The organism is Streptomyces sp. NPDC050418 (assembly GCF_044458745.1).
Taxonomy (GTDB): domain Bacteria; phylum Actinomycetota; class Actinomycetes; order Streptomycetales; family Streptomycetaceae; genus Streptomyces.
In genome coordinates this window covers 446,017-468,904 of sequence record NZ_JBITIG010000006.1, presented here as the reverse complement: position 1 = coordinate 468,904, position 22,888 = coordinate 446,017, and the positions used below count along the sequence as shown (strand labels likewise).

The 22,888-nt window shown below is 71.8% G+C and carries 23 protein-coding genes and 1 riboswitch; of the genes, 11 read left to right on the top strand and 12 right to left on the bottom strand.

Annotated elements, in window-relative coordinates; genetic code table 11:
* Positions 1 to 4 precede the first annotated feature (4 nt).
* Complete coding sequence (locus tag ACIBI4_RS17410) at positions 5 to 61, bottom strand: trp operon leader peptide (RefSeq protein WP_071528813.1); 57 nt, start codon at positions 59 to 61, stop codon at positions 5 to 7.
* A 119-nt stretch (positions 62 to 180) separates the two neighbouring features.
* On the opposite strand from ACIBI4_RS17410, the gene ACIBI4_RS17405 reads away from it, so the two are divergent.
* Together ACIBI4_RS17405 and ACIBI4_RS17400 are read left to right on the top strand one after the other, a co-directional pair.
* Positions 181 to 1,533, top strand: a complete 1,353-nt coding sequence (locus tag ACIBI4_RS17405; protein ID WP_399204751.1) for a class II 3-deoxy-7-phosphoheptulonate synthase — start codon at positions 181 to 183, stop codon at positions 1,531 to 1,533.
* A gap of 135 nt (positions 1,534 to 1,668) precedes the next feature.
* Complete coding sequence (locus ACIBI4_RS17400; protein ID WP_399204750.1) at positions 1,669 to 1,929, top strand: bacterioferritin-associated ferredoxin; 261 nt, start codon at positions 1,669 to 1,671, stop codon at positions 1,927 to 1,929.
* Positions 1,930 to 1,960: 31 nt separating this feature from the next.
* On the opposite strand, the gene bfr is transcribed toward ACIBI4_RS17400, so the two are convergent.
* Positions 1,961 to 2,440, bottom strand: coding sequence for a bacterioferritin (bfr, locus tag ACIBI4_RS17395; RefSeq protein ID WP_399204749.1), 480 nt, complete (start codon positions 2,438 to 2,440; stop codon positions 1,961 to 1,963).
* Between the two features lie 155 nt (positions 2,441 to 2,595).
* Here bfr and ACIBI4_RS17390 point away from each other — a divergent pair, with 155 nt between their 5' ends.
* Positions 2,596 to 3,219 carry a sulfite oxidase-like oxidoreductase gene (locus ACIBI4_RS17390; RefSeq protein WP_399204748.1) on the top strand — a complete coding sequence of 208 codons (624 nt, stop codon included), beginning with the start codon at positions 2,596 to 2,598 and terminating at the stop codon, positions 3,217 to 3,219.
* 34 nt (positions 3,220 to 3,253) lie between these two features.
* Here the strand turns inward: ACIBI4_RS17390 and ACIBI4_RS17385 are convergent, their stop codons facing one another.
* The 5 genes from ACIBI4_RS17385 to thiO all read right to left on the bottom strand — a co-directional run bounded on the left by ACIBI4_RS17385 (position 3,254) and on the right by thiO (position 8,431).
* Positions 3,254 to 4,120: a deoxyribonuclease IV gene (locus ACIBI4_RS17385; protein ID WP_399204747.1), complete on the bottom strand. Its 867-nt coding sequence runs from the start codon at positions 4,118 to 4,120 to the stop codon at positions 3,254 to 3,256.
* Positions 4,121 to 4,197: 77 nt separating this feature from the next.
* Entirely contained in the window at positions 4,198 to 6,129 is a 1,932-nt protein-coding gene (gene pknB / locus ACIBI4_RS17380) for a Stk1 family PASTA domain-containing Ser/Thr kinase (RefSeq protein ID WP_399204746.1), read from the bottom strand.
* A gap of 108 nt (positions 6,130 to 6,237) precedes the next feature.
* Positions 6,238 to 7,032, bottom strand: coding sequence for a thiazole synthase (locus ACIBI4_RS17375; RefSeq protein WP_399204745.1), 795 nt, complete (start codon positions 7,030 to 7,032; stop codon positions 6,238 to 6,240).
* A 5-nt stretch (positions 7,033 to 7,037) separates the two neighbouring features.
* On the bottom strand, positions 7,038 to 7,247 hold the full coding sequence (gene thiS / locus ACIBI4_RS17370) for a sulfur carrier protein ThiS (RefSeq protein ID WP_399204744.1): 210 nt from the start codon (positions 7,245 to 7,247) through the stop codon (positions 7,038 to 7,040).
* Positions 7,244 to 8,431 carry a glycine oxidase ThiO gene (gene thiO / locus ACIBI4_RS17365; protein ID WP_399204743.1) on the bottom strand — a complete coding sequence of 396 codons (1,188 nt, stop codon included), beginning with the start codon at positions 8,429 to 8,431 and terminating at the stop codon, positions 7,244 to 7,246. The genes thiS and thiO overlap by 4 nt, the downstream gene beginning before the upstream one ends.
* A riboswitch (TPP riboswitch) is annotated at positions 8,429 to 8,539 on the bottom strand. (Overlaps the previous gene by 3 nt.)
* Before the next feature lie 974 nt (positions 8,540 to 9,513).
* On the opposite strand from thiO, the gene ACIBI4_RS17360 reads away from it, so the two are divergent.
* The 5 genes from ACIBI4_RS17360 (at position 9,514) to ACIBI4_RS17340 (ending at position 14,247) form a co-directional block, all read left to right on the top strand.
* Positions 9,514 to 10,680, top strand: a complete 1,167-nt coding sequence (locus tag ACIBI4_RS17360) for an NAD(P)/FAD-dependent oxidoreductase (RefSeq protein ID WP_399204830.1) — start codon at positions 9,514 to 9,516, stop codon at positions 10,678 to 10,680.
* 398 nt (positions 10,681 to 11,078) lie between these two features.
* Complete coding sequence (locus ACIBI4_RS17355) at positions 11,079 to 11,459, top strand: Rv2175c family DNA-binding protein (protein ID WP_399204742.1); 381 nt, start codon at positions 11,079 to 11,081, stop codon at positions 11,457 to 11,459.
* Positions 11,460 to 11,578: 119 nt separating this feature from the next.
* On the top strand, positions 11,579 to 12,241 hold the full coding sequence (gene thiE, locus ACIBI4_RS17350; RefSeq protein ID WP_399204741.1) for a thiamine phosphate synthase: 663 nt from the start codon (positions 11,579 to 11,581) through the stop codon (positions 12,239 to 12,241).
* A gap of 92 nt (positions 12,242 to 12,333) precedes the next feature.
* Positions 12,334 to 13,254: a methylenetetrahydrofolate reductase [NAD(P)H] gene (gene metF, locus ACIBI4_RS17345; RefSeq protein ID WP_399204740.1), complete on the top strand. Its 921-nt coding sequence runs from the start codon at positions 12,334 to 12,336 to the stop codon at positions 13,252 to 13,254.
* A 51-nt stretch (positions 13,255 to 13,305) separates the two neighbouring features.
* Positions 13,306 to 14,247 (top strand): hypothetical protein, encoded by a 942-nt coding sequence (locus tag ACIBI4_RS17340; RefSeq protein WP_399204739.1) that lies wholly within the window; start codon positions 13,306 to 13,308, stop codon positions 14,245 to 14,247.
* 58 nt (positions 14,248 to 14,305) lie between these two features.
* Here the strand turns inward: ACIBI4_RS17340 and ACIBI4_RS17335 are convergent, their stop codons facing one another.
* The 5 genes from ACIBI4_RS17335 to ACIBI4_RS17315 form a co-directional block, all read right to left on the bottom strand.
* On the bottom strand, positions 14,306 to 15,754 hold the full coding sequence (locus ACIBI4_RS17335) for a phytoene desaturase family protein (RefSeq protein WP_399204738.1): 1,449 nt from the start codon (positions 15,752 to 15,754) through the stop codon (positions 14,306 to 14,308).
* Positions 15,755 to 15,824: 70 nt separating this feature from the next.
* A complete protein-coding gene (locus ACIBI4_RS17330; RefSeq protein WP_399204737.1) occupies positions 15,825 to 16,454 on the bottom strand; it encodes a DUF4126 domain-containing protein in 630 nt (209 codons plus the stop codon).
* Between the two features lie 352 nt (positions 16,455 to 16,806).
* Positions 16,807 to 17,469 (bottom strand): TetR/AcrR family transcriptional regulator, encoded by a 663-nt coding sequence (locus ACIBI4_RS17325; RefSeq protein WP_399204736.1) that lies wholly within the window; start codon positions 17,467 to 17,469, stop codon positions 16,807 to 16,809.
* A 34-nt stretch (positions 17,470 to 17,503) separates the two neighbouring features.
* Positions 17,504 to 19,588 carry a YhgE/Pip family protein gene (locus ACIBI4_RS17320; RefSeq protein ID WP_399204735.1) on the bottom strand — a complete coding sequence of 695 codons (2,085 nt, stop codon included), beginning with the start codon at positions 19,586 to 19,588 and terminating at the stop codon, positions 17,504 to 17,506.
* Positions 19,560 to 20,282 carry an ATP-binding cassette domain-containing protein gene (locus ACIBI4_RS17315; RefSeq protein ID WP_399204734.1) on the bottom strand — a complete coding sequence of 241 codons (723 nt, stop codon included), beginning with the start codon at positions 20,280 to 20,282 and terminating at the stop codon, positions 19,560 to 19,562. The genes ACIBI4_RS17320 and ACIBI4_RS17315 overlap by 29 nt, the downstream gene beginning before the upstream one ends.
* 233 nt (positions 20,283 to 20,515) lie before the next feature.
* Here ACIBI4_RS17315 and ACIBI4_RS17310 point away from each other — a divergent pair, with 233 nt between their 5' ends.
* The 3 genes from ACIBI4_RS17310 (at position 20,516) to ACIBI4_RS17300 (ending at position 22,792) form a co-directional block, all read left to right on the top strand.
* The gene (locus ACIBI4_RS17310) at positions 20,516 to 21,058 is read left to right on the top strand and encodes an SAV_6107 family HEPN domain-containing protein (RefSeq protein WP_399204733.1); all 543 of its coding nucleotides are present in this window, start codon (positions 20,516 to 20,518) and stop codon (positions 21,056 to 21,058) included.
* A gap of 89 nt (positions 21,059 to 21,147) precedes the next feature.
* Positions 21,148 to 21,960 (top strand): class I SAM-dependent methyltransferase, encoded by an 813-nt coding sequence (locus ACIBI4_RS17305; RefSeq protein WP_399204732.1) that lies wholly within the window; start codon positions 21,148 to 21,150, stop codon positions 21,958 to 21,960.
* A gap of 415 nt (positions 21,961 to 22,375) precedes the next feature.
* Positions 22,376 to 22,792, top strand: coding sequence for a DUF3040 domain-containing protein (locus ACIBI4_RS17300; protein WP_399204731.1), 417 nt, complete (start codon positions 22,376 to 22,378; stop codon positions 22,790 to 22,792).
* Positions 22,793 to 22,888: the final 96 nt, after the last annotated feature.

The following is a 22,888-nucleotide window of genomic DNA, read 5'->3' as shown; positions in this document are numbered from 1 at the left end:
GCAGTCAGTGGGCCGCCGGATGAGCGGTCCACCACCAGTTCTGGGTCGAATGCGCGAACATGTCGGCGACCTTAGCGCACCGGAGGCCGGATGTGCGGCCCGTGTCCGTACTCGATGTTCTGCGTCTCACTCCGTGGTCCGGGGAATGGGCAGGGTCACGGACCCCGTAATGTTGACGAGGTGACCGTGAACGCTAAGACCACCGCAAACGGTGGCAACACCTGGCGAGACCTTCCCGCGGCGCAGCAGCCCACGTACCCCGATGCCGAGGCTCTGCGCGATGTGATCGCGGACCTCGAGTCGTATCCCCCGCTCGTCTTCGCAGGCGAGTGCGATCAGCTGCGCAACCGGATGGCCGCCGTGGCCAAGGGTGAGGCGTTCCTGCTGCAGGGCGGCGACTGCGCCGAGGCCTTCGACGCCGTCTCGGCCGACCACATCCGCAACAAGCTGAAGACGCTGCTGCAGATGGGCGCCGTCCTCACGTACGCGGCCTCCGTGCCCGTCGTGAAGGTCGGCCGCATCGCCGGCCAGTACTCGAAGCCCCGCTCCAAGGACACCGAGACCCGCGACGGCGTGACCCTGCCGACCTATCGCGGCGACTCGGTCAACGGCTTCGACTTCAACGCCGAGGCCCGTGTCCCGGACCCCGAGCGCCTGAAGCGGATGTACCACGCCTCCGCCTCGACGCTGAACCTGGTGCGCGCCTTCACGACCGGCGGTTACGCCGACCTGCACCAGGTGCACGCCTGGAACCAGGACTTCGTGAAGTCCTCGCCGTCGGGCCAGCGCTACGAGCAGCTCGCGCGCGAGATCGACAACGCGCTGAAGTTCATGCGCGCCTGCGGCACCGACCCGGCCGAGTTCCGCACGGTCGAGTTCTACTCCTCGCACGAGGCGCTGCTGCTCGACTACGAGTCGGCGCTGACCCGCGTGGACTCCCGCACCGGCCGTCTCTACGACGTGTCCGGCCACATGGTCTGGATCGGCGAGCGCACCCGTCAGATGGACGGCGCGCACATCGAGTTCGCCTCCAAGATCCGCAACCCGATCGGCATCAAGCTGGGCCCGACCACCACCCCGGAGGAGGCGCTGCAGTACATCGAGCGCCTCGACCCGGACCGCGAGCCGGGCCGGCTGACCTTCATCGTGCGGATGGGCGCGGACAAGATCCGCGACAAGCTCCCCACGCTGGTCGAGAAGGTCACGGCCTCCGGTGCCACCGTCGCCTGGGTCACCGACCCGATGCACGGCAACACCTTCGAGGCCGCCTCGGGCCACAAGACCCGCCGCTTCGACGACGTCCTCGACGAGGTCAAGGGCTTCTTCGAGGTGCACAAGGGCCTCGGCACGCACCCGGGCGGCATCCACGTCGAGCTCACCGGTGACGATGTCACCGAGTGCGTGGGCGGCGGCGACGAGATCTTCGTCGACGACCTGCACCAGCGCTACGAGACGGCCTGCGACCCCCGCCTGAACCGCAGCCAGTCGCTCGACCTGGCGTTCCTCGTCGCGGAGATGTACCGCGACCAGTAGTTCCGCACGCAAATGTGGGGCGCAGATCCATGTGATCTGCGCCCCACACTGCTTTTGCGCAACTGGTGTGGCGGGTAAGGTTAGGTTAGCCTCACCGATCATCGGGGGAGCGCAACCTGGTCCTGTCGTCGGGAGGTGAACGGCGTGTACGTCTGCTCGTGCTTCGGTGTCACGGAACAGCAGGTCAAGCAGCACGCTGACGCCGGTGCCTGCACTCCGCGGCAGATAGCCTCCGCGTGCAAGGCCGGTACGGACTGCGGATCCTGTGTCCGCCGTATCCAGTCGATCCTCGGCCGGGGCAACTGCCCGCGGCGCGAGCTCGTCGACCAGGGCAACGGAGTGGCGGCACTGGCCGCCGAGCCCGCCCTCACCGAAACGCTCGACGAAGCCGCCTGACCTCCTCCGCCCGCCGTCTCAGCCCGGCGTCTCAGCCCTCCGGCTGCTCGATCAGCTGCGCGAGATAGAGCGGCTCACCGAGCTTCTCCAGCAGCTCCAGCTGCGTGTCGAGATAGTCGATGTGGTGCTCCTCGTCCTCGAGGATCGACTCGAAGATGTTCGCCGAGGTGATGTCGCCCTTGCCGCGCATGACCTCGATCCCGCGCTTGAGCCGGTCGATGGCCTCGACCTCGACCTGGCGGTCGGCCTGGAACATCTCGCCGACCGTCTGGCCCACGCGCACATGGAAGAGCCGCTGGTAGTTCGGCAGGCCGTCCAGGAAGAGGATCCGGTCGGTGAGCACCTCCGCGTGCTTCATCTCGTCGATCGACTCGTGCCGCGTGTACTTCGCGAGCTTCGTCCAGCCGAAGTTCTCCTGCATCTTCGCGTGCAGGAAGTACTGGTTGATGGCCGTGAGCTCGGCGGTCAGCTGCTCATTGAGAAATTCGATGACCTCGGGGTCGCCCTGCATCGCAGAGGCTCCTTCCAAGCGCGTTACGGGGGCAGGTGCGCCGCATCTTTGCACCGCCTTTCAGGGCCGTCCAGTAAGTGCATGCTTAGTAGGAGTTGCCCGAATCGGTGCAGACCTGGTCACGTCCACCCTCCGCGGGCTGTCATCATGGAGTCATGGGTCAGCCGGATAGCCGCGTCACGAAGCAGCACGAGCTTCCTCCGGGGCAGCGGCTACAGCGGGGCTGGCCGGTCACCCACTACGGGCCCGTACCGAAATTCCGGCCCGAGCGCTGGGAGTTCAGGGTCTTCGGAGCCACCGCCGACGGCGAGAAGCACTGCTGGACCCACGAGGAGTTCGGCGCGCTGCCGTACGGGTCGGTCACGGCCGATCTGCACTGCGTCACGAAATTCTCGGTCCTGGGCGCCGAATGGGGCGGTGTCCCCGCGCGCGCGGTCCTCGAGCTCGCGCCACCGGCCGCCGATGTCACCCATGTGATGGTGTGGGCCGAGTACGGCTACAGCGCCAATCTGCGGATCGCCGACTTCATGGCGGAGCAGACGATCTTCGCGACGCACCGCGACGGCGAGGTGCTCACGGCCGAGCACGGCTTTCCGCTGCGGCTCGTCATTCCGCATCTGTACGCGTGGAAGGGCCCGAAGTGGGTCCGCGGCGTCGAGTACATGACCGATGACCGCCGCGGCTTCTGGGAGGAGCGCGGCTATCACAACGTCGGCGACCCCTGGCGCGAGCAGCGCTACTCGTACCAGGAGGAGCCCGGGGACGGCCCCGAGCTCTGACCGGGGCCGACAGCCCCGGTCCCGGCGGCCCCCGCTAGCTTTCCGGCCGCAGCTTCTTCAGGAGCTCCACGTCCGCCGTATGGCCCGACTGGCCCCCCGGCGTCTCGATGACCAGCGGTACGCCGTCCATCTCCGGGTGCCGCATCAGCGCACGGAACGCGTCCTCGCCGATGTGGCCCCGGCCGATGTTCGCGTGCCGGTCCTTCTTCGCGCCGACGACGTCCTTGGAGTCGTTCGCGTGGATCAGCTTCAGCCGGCCCGCGCCGACCGTGTCGACGAGCTGGTCGAGCGTCCGGTGCATCCCGTGCGGACCCGTGAGGTCATGGCCGGCGGCGAAGATGTGGCAGGTGTCCAGGCAGACACCGAGCTTCGGGTGGTGGTCGAGGGCGTCGAAGTACGGGCCGAAGTCCCAGGTGCGCGAACAGATCGAGTAGCCCTGGCCCGCCGTCGACTCCAGGAGCAGATACGGGTCGTCCTCGTGCGTGAGCTCGTCGAGCAGCGGCCGCATGTGCTCGCGTACCTGCGCGAGCGCCTCCGCGCGGTCGCGGCCCATCGTCGCGGATCCCGTGTGCACCACGACGCCGAGCGCGCCGATCTCGCGGCCGCGGCGCAGCGAGTGGCGCAGCGACGCGACGGACTTCTCGACGGTCTCGGGGGAGTGGGAGCCGAAGTTGATCAGATACGGCGCGTGGATGTACGCCGGGATCGACTCCTCGGCGCAGGCCGCGCGGAAGGCCTCGTCCTCGGCCGGGCTGCCGGGCGGGGTGGCCCAGCCGCGCGGGTTGGCCACGAAGACCTGGACGGTCTCGCACCCCAGCTCACGCGCGTACGGGAGACCTTTGGTGGCGAGACCGCCGGCCACGGGGACGTGGCTGCCGACGGGGTTACGGGAGCGTTGCACGAGGTCAAGGGTGTCATGCGGGCGCCGGAACCCGTCCGGCGCCCGTCGTCCCCGTCCGCGGAGCTCGTCCGTGCGGCTCAGCGGATCTTGATGGTGATCGTCGAGCCCTTGGGCGCTTCCTCGCCGCCCTCGACCGACTGGCTCTCCACCGTGTCGCCGAACAGGCCGAGCAGGCCGCGGTCCTCGTCGACCTCGAAGCCCGCGTCCGTCAGCGTCTGCTTGGCGTCGTCGACGCTCTCGCCGGTGACGTCCGGGACCTCGACCATCTCCGGGCCCTTGGAGATCGACAGTGTGACCGTGTCGCCCTCGCCGAGCTGCGCGCCGCCGCCGGGCGACTGCGCACCGATCAGACCCTTCTCGTGCACGGAGTGGACCTGTTCGTCGGCGATCTCGACCTTGAAGCCGTCCTCCTCCAGGTCCTCGCGCGCGTCCTCGGGCGAGGACCCGGTGACATCCGGGACCTCGACCGGCTCGCCCTTGCTGACGGTGAGGGCGACGGCCGTGCCCGACTGACGCTGCGTCCCCGAGGTCGGGCTGGTGCGGATCACCTGACCGCGTTCCACGTCGTCGCTGAACTCCCGGGTGACCGTGCCCGGTTCGAGCCCGGCCGCCTTCAGCTCCTTCTTCGCCGCGGCGAGCGAGGAACCGCTGACGTCGGGCACACGCACGATCTTCTGGCCGAGCGAGACCGTCAGTGTGACGGTGCCGCCCTCACGGATGCGCTTGCCCTGTCCGGGATCGCTGCCCATCACCTCGCCGCGCTCGTAGGCGTCGCTGTGCTTCCGGTTGACCTTGTCGTCGATCCGGAGCCCGGCGGCCTCCAGCTTCTTGCGGGCCTCGGCCTCCGACTTCGCGAGGATCGGCGGGACCTGCGTGAACTGCCCGGAGTTGATGTACCAGACGCCCGCGCCGATGCCGAGCGCGAGGAGCACCGCGGCGATCACCGTGTACATCCCGCGCCGCGGCCGCCGCGCACCCGCGGGTGCGACGGGAGCGGTCGGTGCGGCCGGCGGCATCTCCAGACGGCTGGTGCGGTGGAGCGCGTCGCCCTCGGCGGGCAGCGGCCGCGGCACCGTACGAGGGATCACGCTCGTACGGTCCTCGGCGCCGCTGTGCGCGGGTACCTGGTCGACCGCGGCCGGCGGTATCGCGTCCAGCTGCTCCTCGCTGAGCGCGGCGCGCGCCTGCCGGGTCTGGCCGAGCAGCGCGACGGCGTCGTACGGGCGCAGCTCGGGAGTACGGGCCGTCGCGGACGCGACGAGTTCGTCGAGGTCGACCGGGAGACCCGGCACCATGGCCGAGGGCGCGGGCACGTCCTCGTGGAGGTGCTTGTAGAGGATCTGCGCGGGCGACTCACCGGAGTGCGGCTTGGCGCCGGTGAGCATCTCGTAGAGGACGACACCGCACGCGTACACATCTACGCGGGGGTCGGCGACGCCGCGCTCGATCTGCTCCGGCGCCAGATACGAGACCGTGCCGAGGACGGTGCCGGTGGTGTTCGTCACCGTGTCCACGGACCGGACGAGACCGAAGTCCGCGACCTTGACCCGGCCGTCATCCCCTATCAGGACGTTCTCGGGCTTCATGTCACGGTGCACGAAGCCCGCGCGGTGCGCCGCACCGAGCGCCGCGAGCACCGGCTCCAGGATGTCGAGGGCGGCGCGTGGCTGCAGGGCACCACGCTCGCGCAGCACGTCACGCAGGGTGCAGCCGGCCACGTACTCCATCGCGAGATAGACGTACGCGCCCTGGGCGCCCTGGTCGAAGACGGCGACCACATTGGGGTGGGCGAGCCGGGCCACGGACTTGGCCTCGCGGATGAAGCGGTCGACGAACGCGGCGTCGGCGGCGAGCGTCGGGTGCATCACCTTGAGGGCGAGCACGCGGTCGAGGCGGGTGTCCACGGCCCGGTAGACCGTGGCCATCCCGCCCACCGCGATCCGTGCGTCGATGCGGTACCGGCCGTCGAGCAGCTGCCCGACGAGAGGGTCCTGGAGGGTCGTGTCCACGCGCAGAGTCTACGAGCCGGGACGAGGGTGGTTGCGCTCTCGGGGCCGTACTGGGGCCGAGCTGTGACGGATTCGGTGCGGCGGGTCGCGGTGCGCGGGCACGCCTGGTCAGAACGCCGGGCGCTCGGGATCCAGCCGCGCCCGGCCCTCCCGGGGCGAGGACGCCTCCGCGAAGTGGCGGCGCGGGATACGGCCCGCGCGGTACGCGAGACGGCCCGCCTCCACACCGTGGCGCATCGCCTCCGCCATGAGGACCGGCTCCTGGGCGCGGGTGACCGCCGAGGCGAGCATCACGGCCGCGCAGCCCAGCTCCATCGCCAGCGCCACGTCGGAGGCCGTGCCCGCGCCCGCGTCGAGGATCACGGGCACCTCCGCGTTCTCCACGATCAGCTGGAAGTTGTGCGGGTTGCGGATGCCGAGGCCCGAGCCGATGGGGGAGCCGAGCGGCATGATCGCCGCGCAGCCCGCGTCCTGAAGCTTCCGGGCGAGTACGGGGTCGTCGTTGGTGTAGGGCAGGACCGTGAACCCGTCGTCCACCAGGGTCTCGGCGGCCTCCAGGGTCTCCACCGGGTCCGGCAGGAGCGTGCGCTCGTCGGCGATGACCTCCAGCTTCACCAGGTCCGTGCCGAGTGCCTCGCGTGCGAGACGTGCGGTGAGGACCGCCTCGCCCGCGGTGAAGCAGCCCGCCGTGTTCGGCAGCACCTCGATACCGAGCTTGGTCAGGACGGAGAGCACGGACCCCTTGGTGCCGGGGTCGACGCGGCGCATCGCGACGGTGGTGAGTTCCGTGCCGGACGCCGTCAGGGAGCGTTCGAGGATGTTGAGGCTCGGGGCACCGCCGGTGCCCATGATCAGGCGCGAGGAGTACGTCCTCGATCCGATGACGAGAGTGTCGTCGGCCATGATGGTCAGCCTCCCTGGACGGCGGTCAGGACCTCGACGCGGTCGCCGGTGCGCAGGGCCGTGGCCTGCCACTCGCCGCGCGGTACGACGGTCTCGTTGAGTGCGGCCGCCACCCCGGAGGGCGCGGCGGTGAGGGTCGCGACGAGCGCGTCGAGCGTGAGGCCCTCCGACACCGCCCGCGTCTCGCCGTTGACCTCGACGGAGATCTCGCTCATACGGTCTGCTCCTGACGTGCTCCGAAGCGCTTCGGGGTGAACGGGCGGGCGGCCTCCGGGAGTTCCCCGGTCGTCAGGACCTGGGCCATCGCGTCGCCCGTGACGGGGGTGAGCAGCACGCCGTTGCGGTGGTGGCCGGTGGCGAGAAGCAGGTCCGGCAGTGCGGTCGGGCCGAGCAGCGGGGCGTTGTCGGGGGAGCCGGGGCGCAGGCCCGCGATGGTCTCCACCAGCGGGAGTTCCGTGATGCCCGGGATCAGCTCGTGCGCGTCCCGCAGGAGTTCGTAGACGCCGCCCGCGGTGACCGTCGTGTCGTAGCCCTGCTCCTCGCTGGTCGCGCCGACGACCAGCTCGCCGTTCTCGCGCGGGACCAGGTAGACATCGCTGCCGCGGACGACCGCGCGAACGGTGCGCTGCAGGAAGGGGGCGTACGCGTCGGGGATGCGCAGGCGCAGGACCTGCCCCTTCACGGGGCGGACCGGCACGGCGACCTCCTCGGGGAGGCCGGTCAGGAGGGCGGTGTGGCTGCCGCCCGCGAGGACGGTGCGGCCGGCGGTGAGTTCCGTGCCGTCGGTGAGGGCGACGCCCGCCGCCCGGTCCCGTATGACCGAGAGCCGGGCGGCCCACTCGCGGTGGAAGGTGACACCCGCGCGCTCGCAGGCGATGAGCAGGGCCTTCGCGAGGCGGCGCGGATCGATCTGGTGGTCGTCGTCGGCGCGCAGGCCGCCGCGGACGCCGGGCGCGAGCATCGGTTCCAGCCGGCGGCACTCGCGGCCCGAGAGCCACTCCGAGGCGAGGCCCGCGCGCTGCTGCAGGGCGTGGACCTCGCGCAGGTGGGCGCGGTCGTCGGCGTCGAGTGCGACGGAGAGGGTGCCGCAGGAGCGGTAGCCGAGGTCCTCGCCGCTCGCCTCGGTGAGCTCTTCGGCGAACGACGGGTAGCGGTCGGCCGAGGCCAGGTTGAGGGCGAGGAGGGTCTCCTCGCCGTAGTGCAGTTCGGTGACGGCGGCGAGCATCCCGGCCGCGACCTGGGCGGCGCCCCGGCCGGGGGCCGGGTCGACGACCGCGGTGCGCAGGCCCTGCTGCGCGGACCGCCAGGCCGTGACCAGGCCGATGATCCCGCCTCCCACGACGAGGACGTCGTGCGGTGCGGTCGCTGTGGACGGCACCTTCGAAGACAGCTGTGACATGGGCGTCCAGCCCCTCCCTTCGCCGGCATGACCCGGATCAGGTTCATACGGTCGGAGGCCGCCGCCTCCCTCTCAGCCCGGCGCGTCCGGGCTCCCGCGGTGTGCAGTGGGTTCACTTTAGCGTTCGGGGTTGGGGCGCTTGAAGTGTGGCCGGGTCCGTGGGTGGCCTTACGGGCCTGCGGCCCGCGCGTCGCTGCGCCGCTCCGCGGCGCCGGGGTTCCGTGGGCTCCGCCCCCGTCCTGGGCTCTGCCCTCTCGCCCGGCCGGGCTTGCGCGGGGGCCTTGCGGGCCTGCGGCCCGGACGCTGCTGCGCCGCTCCGCGGCGCTGGGAGGTTCGGGGGCTGACGCCCCTGGCCCCGTTCGGGGTTCTGGCCTTGCGCCGGGCCGGCTTTGCGCGGGGGCACTGCGGGCCTGCGGCCCGGACGCTGCTGCGCCGCTCCGCGGCGCTGGGAGGCCGAGGGCTGACGCCCCCGGGCCCCCTTGCGGGGCTCCGCCCCTGCACCCCGGCGGGGGCTCCGCCCCCTGCACCCCCGCGGGGTTCGCCAGCTGCTTCGGCGCGCTCGCGGGGTTAGCCATCTGTTAGGCACGCTCGCGGGGTGCGCCGTCTGCCCGGCAACCCGCGGGGCGCGCGATCCGCCACCTCCGCGCGGCGCGCGATCCGCCACCTTTGCGGGGTTCGCGACCTGCCCCCGCCACCCTCGCGGGGAGCACCAGCCACCTTTGCACCCTCGCGGGGGTTCGCGATCCACCATGCACCCCTGCGGGTCCGCAACCCACCCCGCTGGGTTCGCAACCCACCCCGCCGGACGTGCCACCCACCCCGCTGGGCGCACAACCCACCCCGCCGGGCACACAACCCACCCCGCCGGGCACACAATCCGGACTCCCAAGGGACTGTGCCCATCCACCCCGCAAGCGCATCCTGGCCCCAGGCAAACCCTCACCGTTGTGGAACACCTCACGGCCTGAGCTGTGGGATCCAGGGTTCCTGACGGTTCGTCAGTTGTTTATGGTGGCCGGGTGAGCGATCAGGTGGAGGTGGGACCCGTGGAGCAGCGCCGAGTGGTGATCGTCGGGGCGGGGATGGCCGGGGTGCAGACGGCGGTTGCCCTGCGGGAGCAAGGGTTCGAGGGGCCGGTCCGGCTGATCGGTGCCGAGCCGCACCAGCCGTACGACCGGCCGCCGCTGTCGAAGGCCGTGCTGCTCGGCAAGGCCGAGGGCTCCGCGTTCGAGGTGGACTTCGAATCCCTCGGCGTCGAGCTGGAGTTGGGGCGCGAGGCGACCGGCCTCAGGGCGGGGGAGCATGAGCTCGACACCGCGCAGGGGCCCGTACCGTACGACGTCCTCGTCCTCGCGACCGGTGCCGAGCCGCTCCAGCTGCCCGGCACGGAAGGCGTCCCCGGCGTGCATCTCCTGCGCACGCTGGATGACGCGCAGCGGCTGCGGCCCGTGCTCGCCGAGCAGCACGACATCGTGGTCGTGGGCGCCGGCTGGATCGGCGCGGAGTTCGCCACGGCCGCGCGGGACGCGGGGTGCGCGGTGACCGTCGTCGAGGCCGCCGGCCGGCCGCTCGCCGGCGCGCTGCCGGCGGAGGTCGCGGCGCCGATGGCGGACTGGTACGCGGAGGCGGGCGCGGTCCTGCGCACGGGTGCGCGGGTGCGGGCGGTCGAGCCCGGCGCCGTCGTCCTCGACGACGGGACCCGGCTGCCCGCGGGCGCGGTCGTCGTCGGCATCGGCGCGCGCCCGGCGACGGGCTGGCTCGCGGGCTCGGGCGTGGAGCTGGGCCCGGACGGCGCGGTCGTCGCGGACGCCGCGCTGCGGACCTCGGCCCCTGACGTGTACGCGGTCGGCGACTGCGCCTCGTTCCCCTCGGCCCGCTACGGCGCCCGCCTCCTGGTCCACCACTGGGACAACGCGCTGCAGGGCCCGCGCACGGTGGCCGCCAACATCCTCGGCACCGAGCCCGCGGTCTACGACCCGGTCCCGTACTTCTGGTCCGAGCAGTTCGGCCGCTTCGTCCAGTACGCGGGCCACCACACTGACGCGGACACCCTGGTGTGGCGCGGAGACCCGTCCGGCCCCGCCTGGTCGGTCTGCTGGCTGCGCGAGGGCACCCTCACAGCGGTCCTCGCCGTGGGCCGCCCCCGCGACCTGGCCCAGGGCCGCAAGCTGATCGAGTCATCCGCAACGATCGACCCGGCCCGGGCGGCGGACGCCGGGATCCCGCTGAAGAGCGCGGTGCTGAAGTAGGCGATTGCGGGGTCTCCTGTCCCAGCGGTGGGGTGTGGGAGCGTCAGCCCCCGCAACCTCCCCCGCCGCGGAGCGGCGGAGCAGCGTCGCCCGTGAGGGCGCATGGCCCAGGGCGCCCCGGGCCGCAACCTGCCCCAACGGGCCCGCGAGGGAACGGGGGGCGTGAGGGCGCCAGCCCCACATAAACCTCCCCGCCGCGGAGCGGCGGAGCGTCACCGCCCGTGAGGGCGCAAGGCCCCCGGGCGCAGCCCAGCCCGAAAGGGGTCGTGGGGGCGTCAGCCCCCGCAACCTCCCCCGCCGCGGAGCGGCGGAGCAGCGTCGCCCGTGAGGGCGCAGGGGCAGGCCCCCCGGGCCACCCGAACCCACCCCCACCCCCCAACCCATGGCACTCTTGAGCCGTGACCCAGATTGACGCAAAGACCGAGGCTCTCGTGCCCGCGTGGCTGAACCTTCCCGAGATCGCCGACATGTTCGGGGTCGAGGTGACGCGTGTGCGGCAGCACGTCAGGGAAGGCCGGCTGCTGGCCGTGCGCCGTGGGGAGAACAAGGCGCTGTACGTGCCCGCCGCCTTCATCGACGGCAACGCCGAGGACGGCTGGAAGATCGTCAAGGGCCTGCCGGGCGTGCTGACCCTGCTGCGCGACGACGGCTTCTCCGACGAGGAGATGCTGGAGTGGCTCTTCACGGCGGACGACACCCTGCCCGGCACCCCCGCACAGGCCCTGAGCGAGAATCGCGGCACGGAGGTGAAGCGCCGCGCCCAGGCGCTCGCCGTCTGACAGCCACGTAGACGACAACGTGCGGCCCGACGGCCGCGTACCGCATTCGGCAGACGGGCCTCGCGACCGGGGAACACCCCCGGTCCGGGGCCCGTGTGCCGCGAACGAGGGGGGTTCCCATGTCCGTCACCGCAGCACGGCGCCGCGCCCAGCTGGCCGACGCCCGTCTGTACCTGTGCACCGACGCCCGCAAGCGCCAGGGTGACCTCCCTCAGTTCCTCGATGCGGCCCTGAGCGGCGGCGTCGACATCGTGCAGCTGCGCGACAAGGGCATGGAGGCCGCCGAGGAGCTGGAGCACCTCGCCGTGTTCGCCGACGCCTGCCGCCGCCACGGCAAACTGCTCGCGGTGAACGACCGAGCGGATGTCGCGCACGCCGCCGGCGCCGACGTCCTCCACCTCGGCCAGGGCGATCTCCCGGTCCCCGCGGCCCGCGCGATCCTCGGCGGCAGTGACGATGTACTGATCGGCCGCTCCACGCACGCCGACGCCGAGGCCTCCGCCGCGGCCGCGCAGCCCGGCACCGACTACTTCTGCACCGGCCCCTGCTGGCCCACCCCCACCAAGCCCGGCCGCCACGCCCCCGGCCTCGACCTGGTCCGTCACACCGCCGGACTCGGCACGGACCGGCCCTGGTTCGCGATCGGCGGGATCGACCTGGGCAACCTGGACGAGGTGCTCGCCGCGGGTGCGAGCCGGGTGGTCGTCGTCCGGGCGATCACGGAGGCGGACGACCCGGCCGCCGCGGCCGCCGAGTTCGCCAAGCGGCTCCGTACGGCCTGACAACTGTCCGAAGGGTGGACGGAAAACCGGCAAAACCGGCATAGCCACCGCTCGCGGTTGGGGTGGCGGGCCGCCGTGACTAACCTGCGGGTATGGCCCTCGGTACCGCTTCCACCAGGATGGATCGCGCGCGCACGGTGCGCGAGATGCTCGCGACCGGCAAGACCACGTATTCCTTCGAGTTCTCCGCGCCCAAAACCGAGAAGGGGCAGCGGAATCTCTGGACGTCGCTGCGCAGGGTCGAGGCGGTCGCGCCGGACTTCGTCTCGGTGACGTACGGCGCCGGCGGCTCGACCCGGGCGGGCACCGTGACGGAGACGCAGCAGATCGTCGCCGACACCACGCTCACACCGGTCGCGCATCTGACCGCCGTCGACCACTCGGTGGCCGAACTGCGGAACATCATCGGCCAGTACGCGGACGCCGGGATCAGGAACATCCTCGCGGTCCGCGGCGATCCGCCCGGCGACCCGATGGGCGAGTGGATCAAGCACCCCAAGGGTCTGACCTACGCGGCCGAGCTGGTCCGGCTCATCAAGGAGTCCGGCGACTTCTGCGTCGGCGTCGCGGCCTTCCCGGCCATGCACCCGCGCTCGCCCGACTGGGACGCCGACGTACGGCACTTCGTGGACAAATGCCGCGCGGGCGCCGACTACGCGATCACGCAGATGTTCTTCCACCCCGAGGAGTATTTGCGGCTGCGCGACCGCGTCGAGGCGGCCGGCTGCTCGACGCCGATCATCCCCGAGATCATGCCGGTCACGAGTGTCCGGATGCTCGAACGTCTGCCGCAGCTCAGCAACGCCGAGATTCCCGGCGGGCTGAAAGAGCGGATCCTCACATCCAAAGACGACGCCACGGCTGTACGCTCCATTGGCATCGAGTTCGCGACGGAGTTCTGCGCGCGGCTGAAGGCCGAGGGAGTGCCCGGTTTGCACTTCATCACGCTCAACAACTCCACGGCGACCCTGGAAATCTACGAGAATCTGGGCCTGCACCACCCGCAGGCCTGAACCGGCACAGCCGCACACCCCCACGCGGCGGGCCGTAGGAGAGGGGCGTACATGGGCTGGACGGTCCTCTATATCGCATTCGGACTGGTCGCACTGTGGCTGCTCGGTGAAGTGCTGCTGCAGTACAAGGCACGGCTGCGCTGGCGGCTGCTCGCCTTCGGCGGTTTCCTCTGCGTCGTGCTCGGTGTGCTGATTCCCTCCGTGTACGTGATCGGGGCGGGCGCGGTGGCCTTCGCCATCGGCCAGACCTATGTGACGCTCTCGTTCCGCCGCGGCTTCTCGACCGGCTGGGCGATCGGCGGCAACCCGGGGGAGAGCCGGCGCCGCAAGGGCGTGCCGGAGCAGGACCCGACGCTCGAGGTCTCGGACCTGGAGTACGACGAGGAGTACGGGCGCGACCAGCGGGACGCGGGATACGACCGTGGCCGCGACGCCGGTTACGACCGGGACGGCCGTGACGCAGGAGACGACCGGGACGCCGGATACGACGACGGCTACGCTCCGCAGCAGCCCTCCGTCTACGCCACCGAGCCGATGCCGGACGACACCGGTACGTACGGCGTCTACTCGGACCAGGGCTACGCACAGCAGCAGCCCGCCGCGGCCTCGGCCGACTCCTCCTCGTACGGCTACGGCGGCTACGACGACGTCTACAGCCAGCAGCAGAACTACGGCTACGACCCGCAGACCGCCCAGCAGAGCTACGCCGCCTACTCCGACCCGTACATCGGCCAGCAGTCCTACGACACCGGCCAGTACGACACGTACGGCGGGCAGCAGTCCTACGACACCGGGCAGTACGCGACGTACGGCGGCCAGCAGGGCGGTGGCTACGGGGACAACACCCCGCCCGGCGGCGTCTGGGTGCCGCAGCAGCGCAACGGGGACGGCGCGCAGGCCGGCGGCCTGCCGCCCGAGCAGCCCGCCTACCCGCCGTATCAGCAGGACGGGTACGACACCGGGTACAACGAGCAGCAGCAGTACCGCTACTGAGGACTGCTCCGCACGGAACGCACAGAACTCATCGAGGGCCGGACGGCCGGGGCTCCGCTCACTGCGAGCCCCGGAAGTCCGGCCCTTCGACGATCAGGCCCGCGACCAGCGCACCGGACATTCCGGCGTGCGGGAGACCGCCGCCGGGGTGGGACCAGCCGCCGGCGAGGTACAGCCCCGGCAGACGTGTGGTGTTCGACGGATAGAGGTAGCGGGCACCGGCGCCGGCGAGCGCGGGGTGGGGGACCGGGCCGCTCATCCGCACTTCGTGCCACAGGAGGCGCTCGCGCAGACCGGGGACGGCCCGCTCGGCGGCGGTGATCATCCGCTCGGCGAGCGCCGCCCGGTCCGCGGTGCGGTGGACGACGGCCGACAGGACCGCTGACTCATGCGCGTCGTCCGGACGGAGCGCCGGGTCGCCGGGGCGCAGGACGGTGACGGTCGGCGTGGTGTCCGGGCCCGACTCGCCTGCCAGGGCGTCGAGTTCGGCCTTGCGGTCGGGGGCGTGGACGAGCGTCCGGTGCGCCGCGCCGTCCTCCCGCGCGCCGCGCAGGGCGAGCAGCACCGTGAGGCGGCCGGGGCGGACGCGGGTCGTGTCGAGCATCGCGTCCTGGCCAGGGGTCTGCAGTTCGTGACCGGTGAGCGCGCTCGGGTCGATGCCCGCGACCACGTGCTCGGCCTCGACCACCGTGCCGTCCGCGAGCTCCACGCCCGCCGCACGTCCGTCCTTCTCGACGATCCGGGTGACCTCGGCGCCGAACCGGAACTCCACGCGACGCTGCACACACCGCTCGTACACGGCCCGCGCGAGCTCACGGATCCCACCCCGTACGTACCAGGTCCCGAACGCCTGCTCCATGTACGGCAGGACGGCCGCGCTCGCGGGAGCGGTGCGGGGATCGAGTCCGTACGCGAGGACGGAACTCTCGACGAGAGCGACGAGGCGGGGATCGGCCAGCTCGTGACGCATCGCCTCGGCGAAGGCCGGCGGCCGCTTGCGCAGCAGCCCCGCTTTACGGACGGCCGGGTACGGGTCGCGCTCGCCGAGGACGCGCCAGTCCTGCCACAGCGGCTCTTCGAGGAGGGGGCGGCGGGCGCGGTCCCAGGCCTCGCGGGCGCGCGTGAGAAACTGGGCCCACCGTTCACCGCTGCCGCCGCCGAGGGCCTGCTCGATGGCCTCGACCGTGCCGGCGCGGGAGGCGTTGGGGACGGTGAGGGTGGTGCCGTCCGCGAAGAGATGGCGGGCCGTGGGGTCGACCTGGACGAGGTCGACGCAGTCCTCCAGCGGCTGCTTGCCGGTCTTGATGAACAGGTCGCGGTACACGGCGGGGAGCGGCAGCAGCCCGGGTCCGGTGTCGAAGCGGAATCCGTCGCGCTCGTCCTGCCGTACGTCCCCGCCGTAGGTCTGCTCGCGTTCGAGGACGCTGACGCGGTGACCGGCGACGGCCAGCCTGGCGGCGGCTGCCATCGCGCCCATTCCTGCGCCGATCACGACGATTTGTGCCATGTGGGGGACTGTACCGGCAGGGTGTGTGGGGGATTTCCGGGGCTCCGGGCGGCCGCCGACACCGAGCCCGCTAGTCCCAGTCCCGCGGCGGCCCGCTGCCGACACCTTCCCTCACCATCCGCTTCTCCTCCCGCCGCTGCGCCCGCCGCCGCAGGAAGCGCCGGATCCGGTGGGCGAGGAAGAGCAGTATGGCCAGCCCCAGGAGCAGGAGGACGGCCGCGATGATCGCCGCCGCCTCCGGGTAGAACATCGCGAACGTGATGATGCCGCCGACCCCGAGGTCCTCGGCCGTGCTCATGATCACGTTGCTGAACGGCTCGGGTGAGGTGTTGATCGCCATCCGGGTGCCGGCCTTCACGAAATGGCTGGCCAGCGCCGTCGACCCGCCGACCGCGCCGGCCGTGAGGTCCGAGAGCGAGCCGGTCTGGCCGGCGAGGAGTGCGCCGACCACCGCGCCGGACACCGGCCGGATCACGGTGTGTGCCGTGTCCCAGAGCGAGTCGACGTACGGGATCTTGTCGCAGACCGCGTCGCACAGGAACAGGACGCCGGCCGCGACGAGCACGTCGGTGCGCTCCAGGGCGGGCGGCACCTCGTCGCTGACGCCGGTCGCGCCGAAGATGCCGAGCAGGAGCACCACCGCGTACGCGTTGATGCCGCTGGCCCAGCCGCTTGTGAACACCAAGGGGAGTACGGACACGGACGCGATCGTAACCAGTCGGCATCCGCGCGTCCTGGGGATGAGCACGTGCGTCTGAGTATCCGTACCTAGTCAGGGAGATGAGTACGGGGACGGATGGGGTCCCACCTGCACGGACGGAAGAGTGGGGCACACGGAAGGGGCGCAGCGCCGGTACCGCCGACACGGGGCGGCGGAACGGGCGCGGCTCCCCGGACGGAACGGGGGTCGCCTCGTCCCGGAGGGACACCGGGGAACGGGGCGGACCACGGGGGAATCGGGGGAAGCGCTGGTCCGGTGGGGCTCGTCAGGAACGATCGAGCCGCGCCGGACCAGTGTCCGTTCCGGCCAGGGGCCTTGTGCCGAACGGGGCTCAGCCCCCGGCCACCCGCCCCTGCAGCAGCCGTGACAGCGCCGCGTGCACCTCGTCGATCGAGCGCTCCGGCTGGAACGCCTGCCAGTCGAGGGCCGCGACAAGGACCATGCCGACCAGTGCGGCGGCGGTCAGCGGGATGTCGATCTCCTCGCTCAGCTCGCCCGTCTCGACCCCTTCGCGCAGCACGCCTTCGACCACGGCGACGGCCTGCTGCCGTACGACGAGCAGCGTGGACTGCCAGGCCCGGCCCGTCCGCCACAGTTCGGCCACGTACAGCTGGGTGAAGGACGGATACGTGGCGATGAAGTCGAGACCCGCGCGGATCATCGCGTCGAGGGCCGCCACCTTCGTGCCGCCCTCGCGTGCCGTCTCCTCGGCGGCCGTCCGCAGCGACTCGGTGAGCAGGCCGACGCCGTAGCGGAGCAACTCCTCGAAGAGCTCGGCCTTGCTGGCGAAGTTGTAGTAGACGGTGCCCTTGGCGACGCCCGCGCGTTCGGCGATCTCGTCGACCGTGGTCGCTGAGAAGCCCTGTTCGGCGATGAGCGTCACCGCCGCCTCGTACAACTTCGCCTTGGTGGCCTGCCGCCGTCCGCCGCCACCGCTCCCCTTGGAGCCGGTGGGCCCCGCTTTGGAGCCGGTGGCCCCCGCTGCCTTCTGCATGGCTCCGATTGTCACAGGCCCGCCCGTCCGTCTCTCACAGACTCAGCTCCGGATGCAGCCGGTCGAGCGTCCACACCTGCCGCTTGCGCGCCGAGAGCGCGGTCAGGGCCAGGGCGCCGACGGTGAAGGCGATCAGGACGGCACAGCCCTGCCACACGGGCCCGAGGCCGCCGCCGGTGATCAGGCGGCGCAGCGCCTCGACCACGTATGTCATCGGCAGGAACGGGTGGATCGCGCCGAAGAAGGACGGACTCGTCTGGACCGGATAGGTGCCGCCGGCCGAGGTCAGCTGGAGCATCAGGAAGGCCAGGACGAGGATGCGTCCCGCCGGGCCGAAGCGGGCGTTGAGCCACTGCACGATCGCCGCGAAACAGCCGGTGACCAGGAGCAGGAAGCCGACGGTGCCCGCCGCGTGCGCCATCTGGAGGCCGAGCGCCCAGTGCAGTACGGAGATCAGCGCGAGCGTCTGCAGCGTGCCGATCGCCGCCACCGGCAGCCAGCCCGCCAGCGCGATCCGCCAGGCCGAGGCTCCGGTGGCGAGCGCGCGCCGGTTGAGCGGCGCGATCACCATGTACGCGACCATCGCACCGACCCACAGGGACAGCGGGATGAAGTACGGGGCGAAGCCGGTGCCGTAATTGGGCGCCTGGTGCAGGGACTTGGCGGCCAGCTGGACGGGGTCGGCCATCACTTCCGTACGGGCGTCGCGGTCCTGCTTGCCGTAGTCGGGGATCTGCTCGGCGCCGTCGCGCAGCCCGCCGGCCAGCTCACCGGAGCCGTCGACCAGCTTGAACAGGCCGCCGTCGAGTTCCTTCGCGCCGTCCTTGAGGCGGCCCAGGCCCGAGTTGAGCTCGGACGAACCGGTCCGGGCGGTGGTGAGGCCGGTGTGCAGCTGGTCCGCGCCCTTGGCGACGGCCCGTGCGCCCCGGTTCAGCTCGTTGATCTTCTTCACGGCCGTCTCGACGTCGCCGGCGAGGTGCGGGGCCCGTTCGGCCAGCGCGTCGGCCTGCTGCTGCAGCGTGGCCAGGTGGTCGTCGAGCTTGTCGGTGTCGCCCGCGTAGTTCTGCACCACGGAGTTCACATCGGCGGCGATCCGGGCCACCTCGTCACCCGCGTCCTTGGCCTGCTTGAGCTGCGGGCAGTTCGGGTCGTCGACGAGCGCGTCCTCGCAGCGTGCCTTGTACACGGAGTCGAGTGCGGCGGAGGCCTTCTCCGCGCCCGACGAGGCGAGCGGCGCCTTCTCGACGAGGGTGCCCAGGTGGCGGCGCACGGCACCGGCCGTGTCGCTGACGAGGCGGGCGGTGTCGCCGATGCTGTCGCCGTTCTCGCGCAGGAAGGGCAGCACCTTGTCGGAAGCGCCGTTCACCTTGTCGGCGAGCAGCTGGGTGCCGTCGGCCACCTGGCCCGCGCCCGTCTCCAGGTCGCCGGAGCCCTTGTCGAGCTTCTTGATGCCACGCGCGAGCTCGCCGCTGCCCGACTTCGCGTCGCCGAGTCCGTCCGCGAGCTGCTTCGCCCCGTCCTTCGCCTTGCCCGCGCCCTCCTCAAGGCGCCCGGCGCCGTCCGCGGCCTCCTTCGTCTTGTCGTGGAGGTCGGAGAACGACACGAAGATCTTGTCCAGGAACGTCCGTGACGCCTTGCTCGACGCCGCCGCGCGCACCTCGGAGAAGAGGGTCCGCGAGAGCTGTCCGACGATGTAGTTGTTGGCGTCGTTCGTCTTCACCTGCAGCGCGCCCGTCTCCGGGCTGTCACCGGCGCTGGACGCGATGCGCTCGCTGAAGTCCTCGGGCACGGTCAGCGACAGGTAGTACGTACCGTCCTCCAGGCCCTGGCGCGCCTGCGCCGCGTCCACCTCGTGCCAGTCGAAGACCTTGCTGTCGTGCAGCCCGGCGGCGATCCCGTCGCCCGCCGCGATCTTCTTCCCGTCGGCCTTCGCCCCCGCGTCCTCGTTGACCAGCGCGACGGGGATCTGGTCCAGGCGCCCGTACGGGTCCCAGAACGACCACAGGTAGAGCGCCCCGTAGAGCAGCGGGAGGAGCAGCAGCGAGACGAGCGCGGCGCGGGGCAGCCGGCCCCGGCCGAAGCGCTTGAGCTCAAGAGCGGCCAGTTTCGGCGAGCGCATCGGCCGCCCCCTTCTCGTCGGTTCCTCCGAGTACGACCTTGCGTGCCTGCGCCGGGGCGCCTGGCCCCGCGGCGACGACGGTCGTGCCGCCGTCGGCTATCGCGGCCAGCATCTGCCAGGCGGCGGCCAGTTCCCCGTCCGAGAGCTTCAGACCGAGGTCGTCCACCGCAAGCAGCTTCGGCTGCCCGACCAGCGCGAGCGCCACGGAGAGCCGCAGCGCCTCGATCCGCTCCAGATCCCGTACGGCGGTGCGCGAGCCCTTGACCAGCGTGGACAGGTCGAGTCCCGCGGCGGTCAGCGCGCGCTCCCGGAGCAGTGCGGACGCGGTCGCGCGCTCGCCGCGCGGGCGCAGGAGCGTGCGCAGCGAGGTGCCGAACCGCCGCTGCAGCAGCAGCCGTTCGTGCAGGTGCTCCGCGACGGTGAGGGCCGGGTCGAGGTCGGTGATGCCAGGGATGTGGGCCACGGCGCTGATCCGGCGGACGGCCGCGGCCTGGCGCGGCAGCTTCAGGCCGTCGACCTCCGCATGCCCTTCCGTGGCGCGCATCCGGCCGGTCAGCGCGAGCAGCAACGAGGTGCGCCCGGAGCCGGACGGCCCCTCGACGGCGATCAGGTCACCCGCCTCCGCCGTGCACCCCACCTCGCGAAAGGCCCAGCCCCGGGGGCCTCGCACCCCGAACCCCTCCACCACGAGCACGTACGGCCCCCTTTTTTGAACTGACTGGTCAGTTCAAAAAACTACAGGACGGGGGTACGGGGCTTCGTCGGCGGGGTCCCCAGGTTCGCCCTCAACTCCGTTATCCGAACCCTTGATCGAGCCATCGGTGCAGGTCAGGGCCGATTGTCAGTGGCGTACTTCACGATGGGGTCATACGGCAGCTTTGTTGAGCTTCTACGCCAGTGCTGCCAAACGACGACAGGAGGTTCGTCATGGCCAGTTCCTACGCGGCAGCCGCACGGCGGCGCCCCGCAGTCAAAGGGAACAGCGCCGGCCCTGCCCCCTCACTGAGCGGTCCCGCGAGCGATGTCCACCCGGTTCTGCGCCGAGCCTCGGCCCCGCCCGCCGCCCTCGACCTGCTCGCCCAGGCCCGCACCGGCCTCGACGAGGCGGCCCGCCTCGAAACCCCCAACGAGCGCTACTCCGCGGCCCACCTCGCCGCCCTGCGCACCGCCGCCGCCGTGCTCGCCGCACGCGGACGGCCCGAGACGAACGCGCGCAAGCGGGCGAAGATCAGGAGCGCTTGGGAAGTGCTCCCCGAGATAGCCCCCGAACTGACCGAGTGGAGCGCCCTGTTCGCCTCCGGCGCCACCAAGCGCGCCCGCGCCGACGCGGGCATCCAGGGCGCCGCCACCCCACGTGACGCCGACGATCTGCTGCGCGATGTCGCGATGTTCCTGCGCCTGGTCGAGCGCATGCTGGTGCTCCAGCCGGTCCTGCCGCAGGCGCGGTCCGAGCAGCCGGATGCAGGGTGAGGGGGGTGATGGGCCGCAGGCAATAGGGTGGGGACGAACCGTCCCCGCACCGCCCTCGTAGGGCGGGGCTACGCCGAGGAGTAACTGCCGTGTCGGACTCGATGCGCCCGCCCGTCTCCCACCACCACTCCCAGGGGACGTCGCTTCGCTCCGGCACCTCCGGCTCCCGTGCTTCCCTGCGTACCGGTGTTGTCTGGGAGGTACTGAAAGAGGCACTCGACCGGCAGGTGAAGGCGACCGGACGTGAGTCGCTCGACGTGCTCGACACCGGGGGCGGCAGCGGCAAGTTCGCCGTGCCGGTCGCCGCACTCGGCCACCGCGTCACCGTCGTCGACCCGAGCCCCAACGCGCTGTTCGCGCTGGAGCGCCGGACCGCCGAGGCCGGGGTCGCGGACCGGGTCAGCGGGGTGCAGGGCGATGTGCACGGCCTGTTCGACGTGGTCGAGCGCGGCGCCTTCGACGCGGTGCTCTGCCACGGCGTCCTGGAGTACGTGGACGACCCGGCCGAGGGCGTACGGAACGTCGCGGGCGCGCTCCGTGACAGCGGCGTCCTCAGCCTGCTCGCGTCCGGGCTCGGCGGCGCCGTGCTCGCCCGCGCCCTGGCCGGCCACTTCACCGAGGCCCGGCACGCCCTGACCGACCCGGCCGGGCGCTGGGGCGAGGGCGACCCGGTGCCGCGCCGCTTCAGCGCCGAGCAGCTGACCGCGCTCGTCGAGGACGGCGGGCTGCGGGTCGGCTCCGTCCACGGCGTGCGGGTCTTCGCCGACCTGGTGCCCGGTGTCCTGGTGGACACCGAGCCCGGCGCCCTGGACGCGCTGATCAAGCTGGAGGCCGCGGCGGCCGAGCAGCCCGCCTTCCACGCGGTGGCGACGCAGCTGCACGTCCTGGGGGAGAAGGGCTAGGGCATGATCCGCCGGACAGGCCCTAGGAGGTGCCCGGCCGTGCGTGCGGCCGGCGCACCGGACGGCCGTACATCCGGTGGCGAATTACAGCCGTCGTGGCCGGAACTCCGGTGCCGGGCGTGCTCGCGGCGGTAACCGCGAGTAGCCCATCCTGCGCAGTCCCCCTGATCAGGGACGCAGCTGCAGATGGAGTACGCCACAGGCCCCCCGATCGGCGCCTGTGACCCGTATGATCGAGGGACACCGTCCGGCATGACGGCCGTATCGCTGGGGAATGTACGCCTCGGCATCGGGCGCCATGGCGGGCCTGAATGGCGAATTGGCGTAGAGGGGCGGGTTTCACGGGGGCGATTCCCTGCCTATCCTGAAGGGGACCCCCGGTCGCCCCGGCGACTGCACGATGAGGAGGGACTCCGTGCCGCTCTCAGAGCACGAGCAGCGCATGCTCGAGCAGATGGAGCGAGCGTTGTACGCCGAAGATCCCAAGTTCGCGACGACGCTTGAGGGAAGCGGGCTGCGCACGTACACCCGGAAGCGGGTCTACCAAGCGGTTGCCGGCTTCCTTGTGGGTATTGCCCTCCTCATGGCTGGAATGGTCGCGCAGCAGATCTGGATCAGCGTGGTGGGATTCCTCGTCATGCTCGGCTGTGCGGTGCTCGCAGTGACTGGTTGGCGCAAGGCGCCCAAGCCCGGTGAACAGGCTCCCGGCGCGGTGGCCGGTTCAGGCGGGACAGCTCCCCCGACCACCACGAGGCGTCAGGGCCGGCAGCGCCGGTCGATGATGGACCGTATCGAGCAGCGCTGGCAGAAGCGGCGGGACGAAGGTCAGTAGGGCTCACCCGAACGTGGGGGGGGGGGGGGGGGGGGGGGGGGGGGGGGGGGGGGCGCGGCCGCGCCCCCCCCGGCAACCAGACGCGAAGGGGGGGTG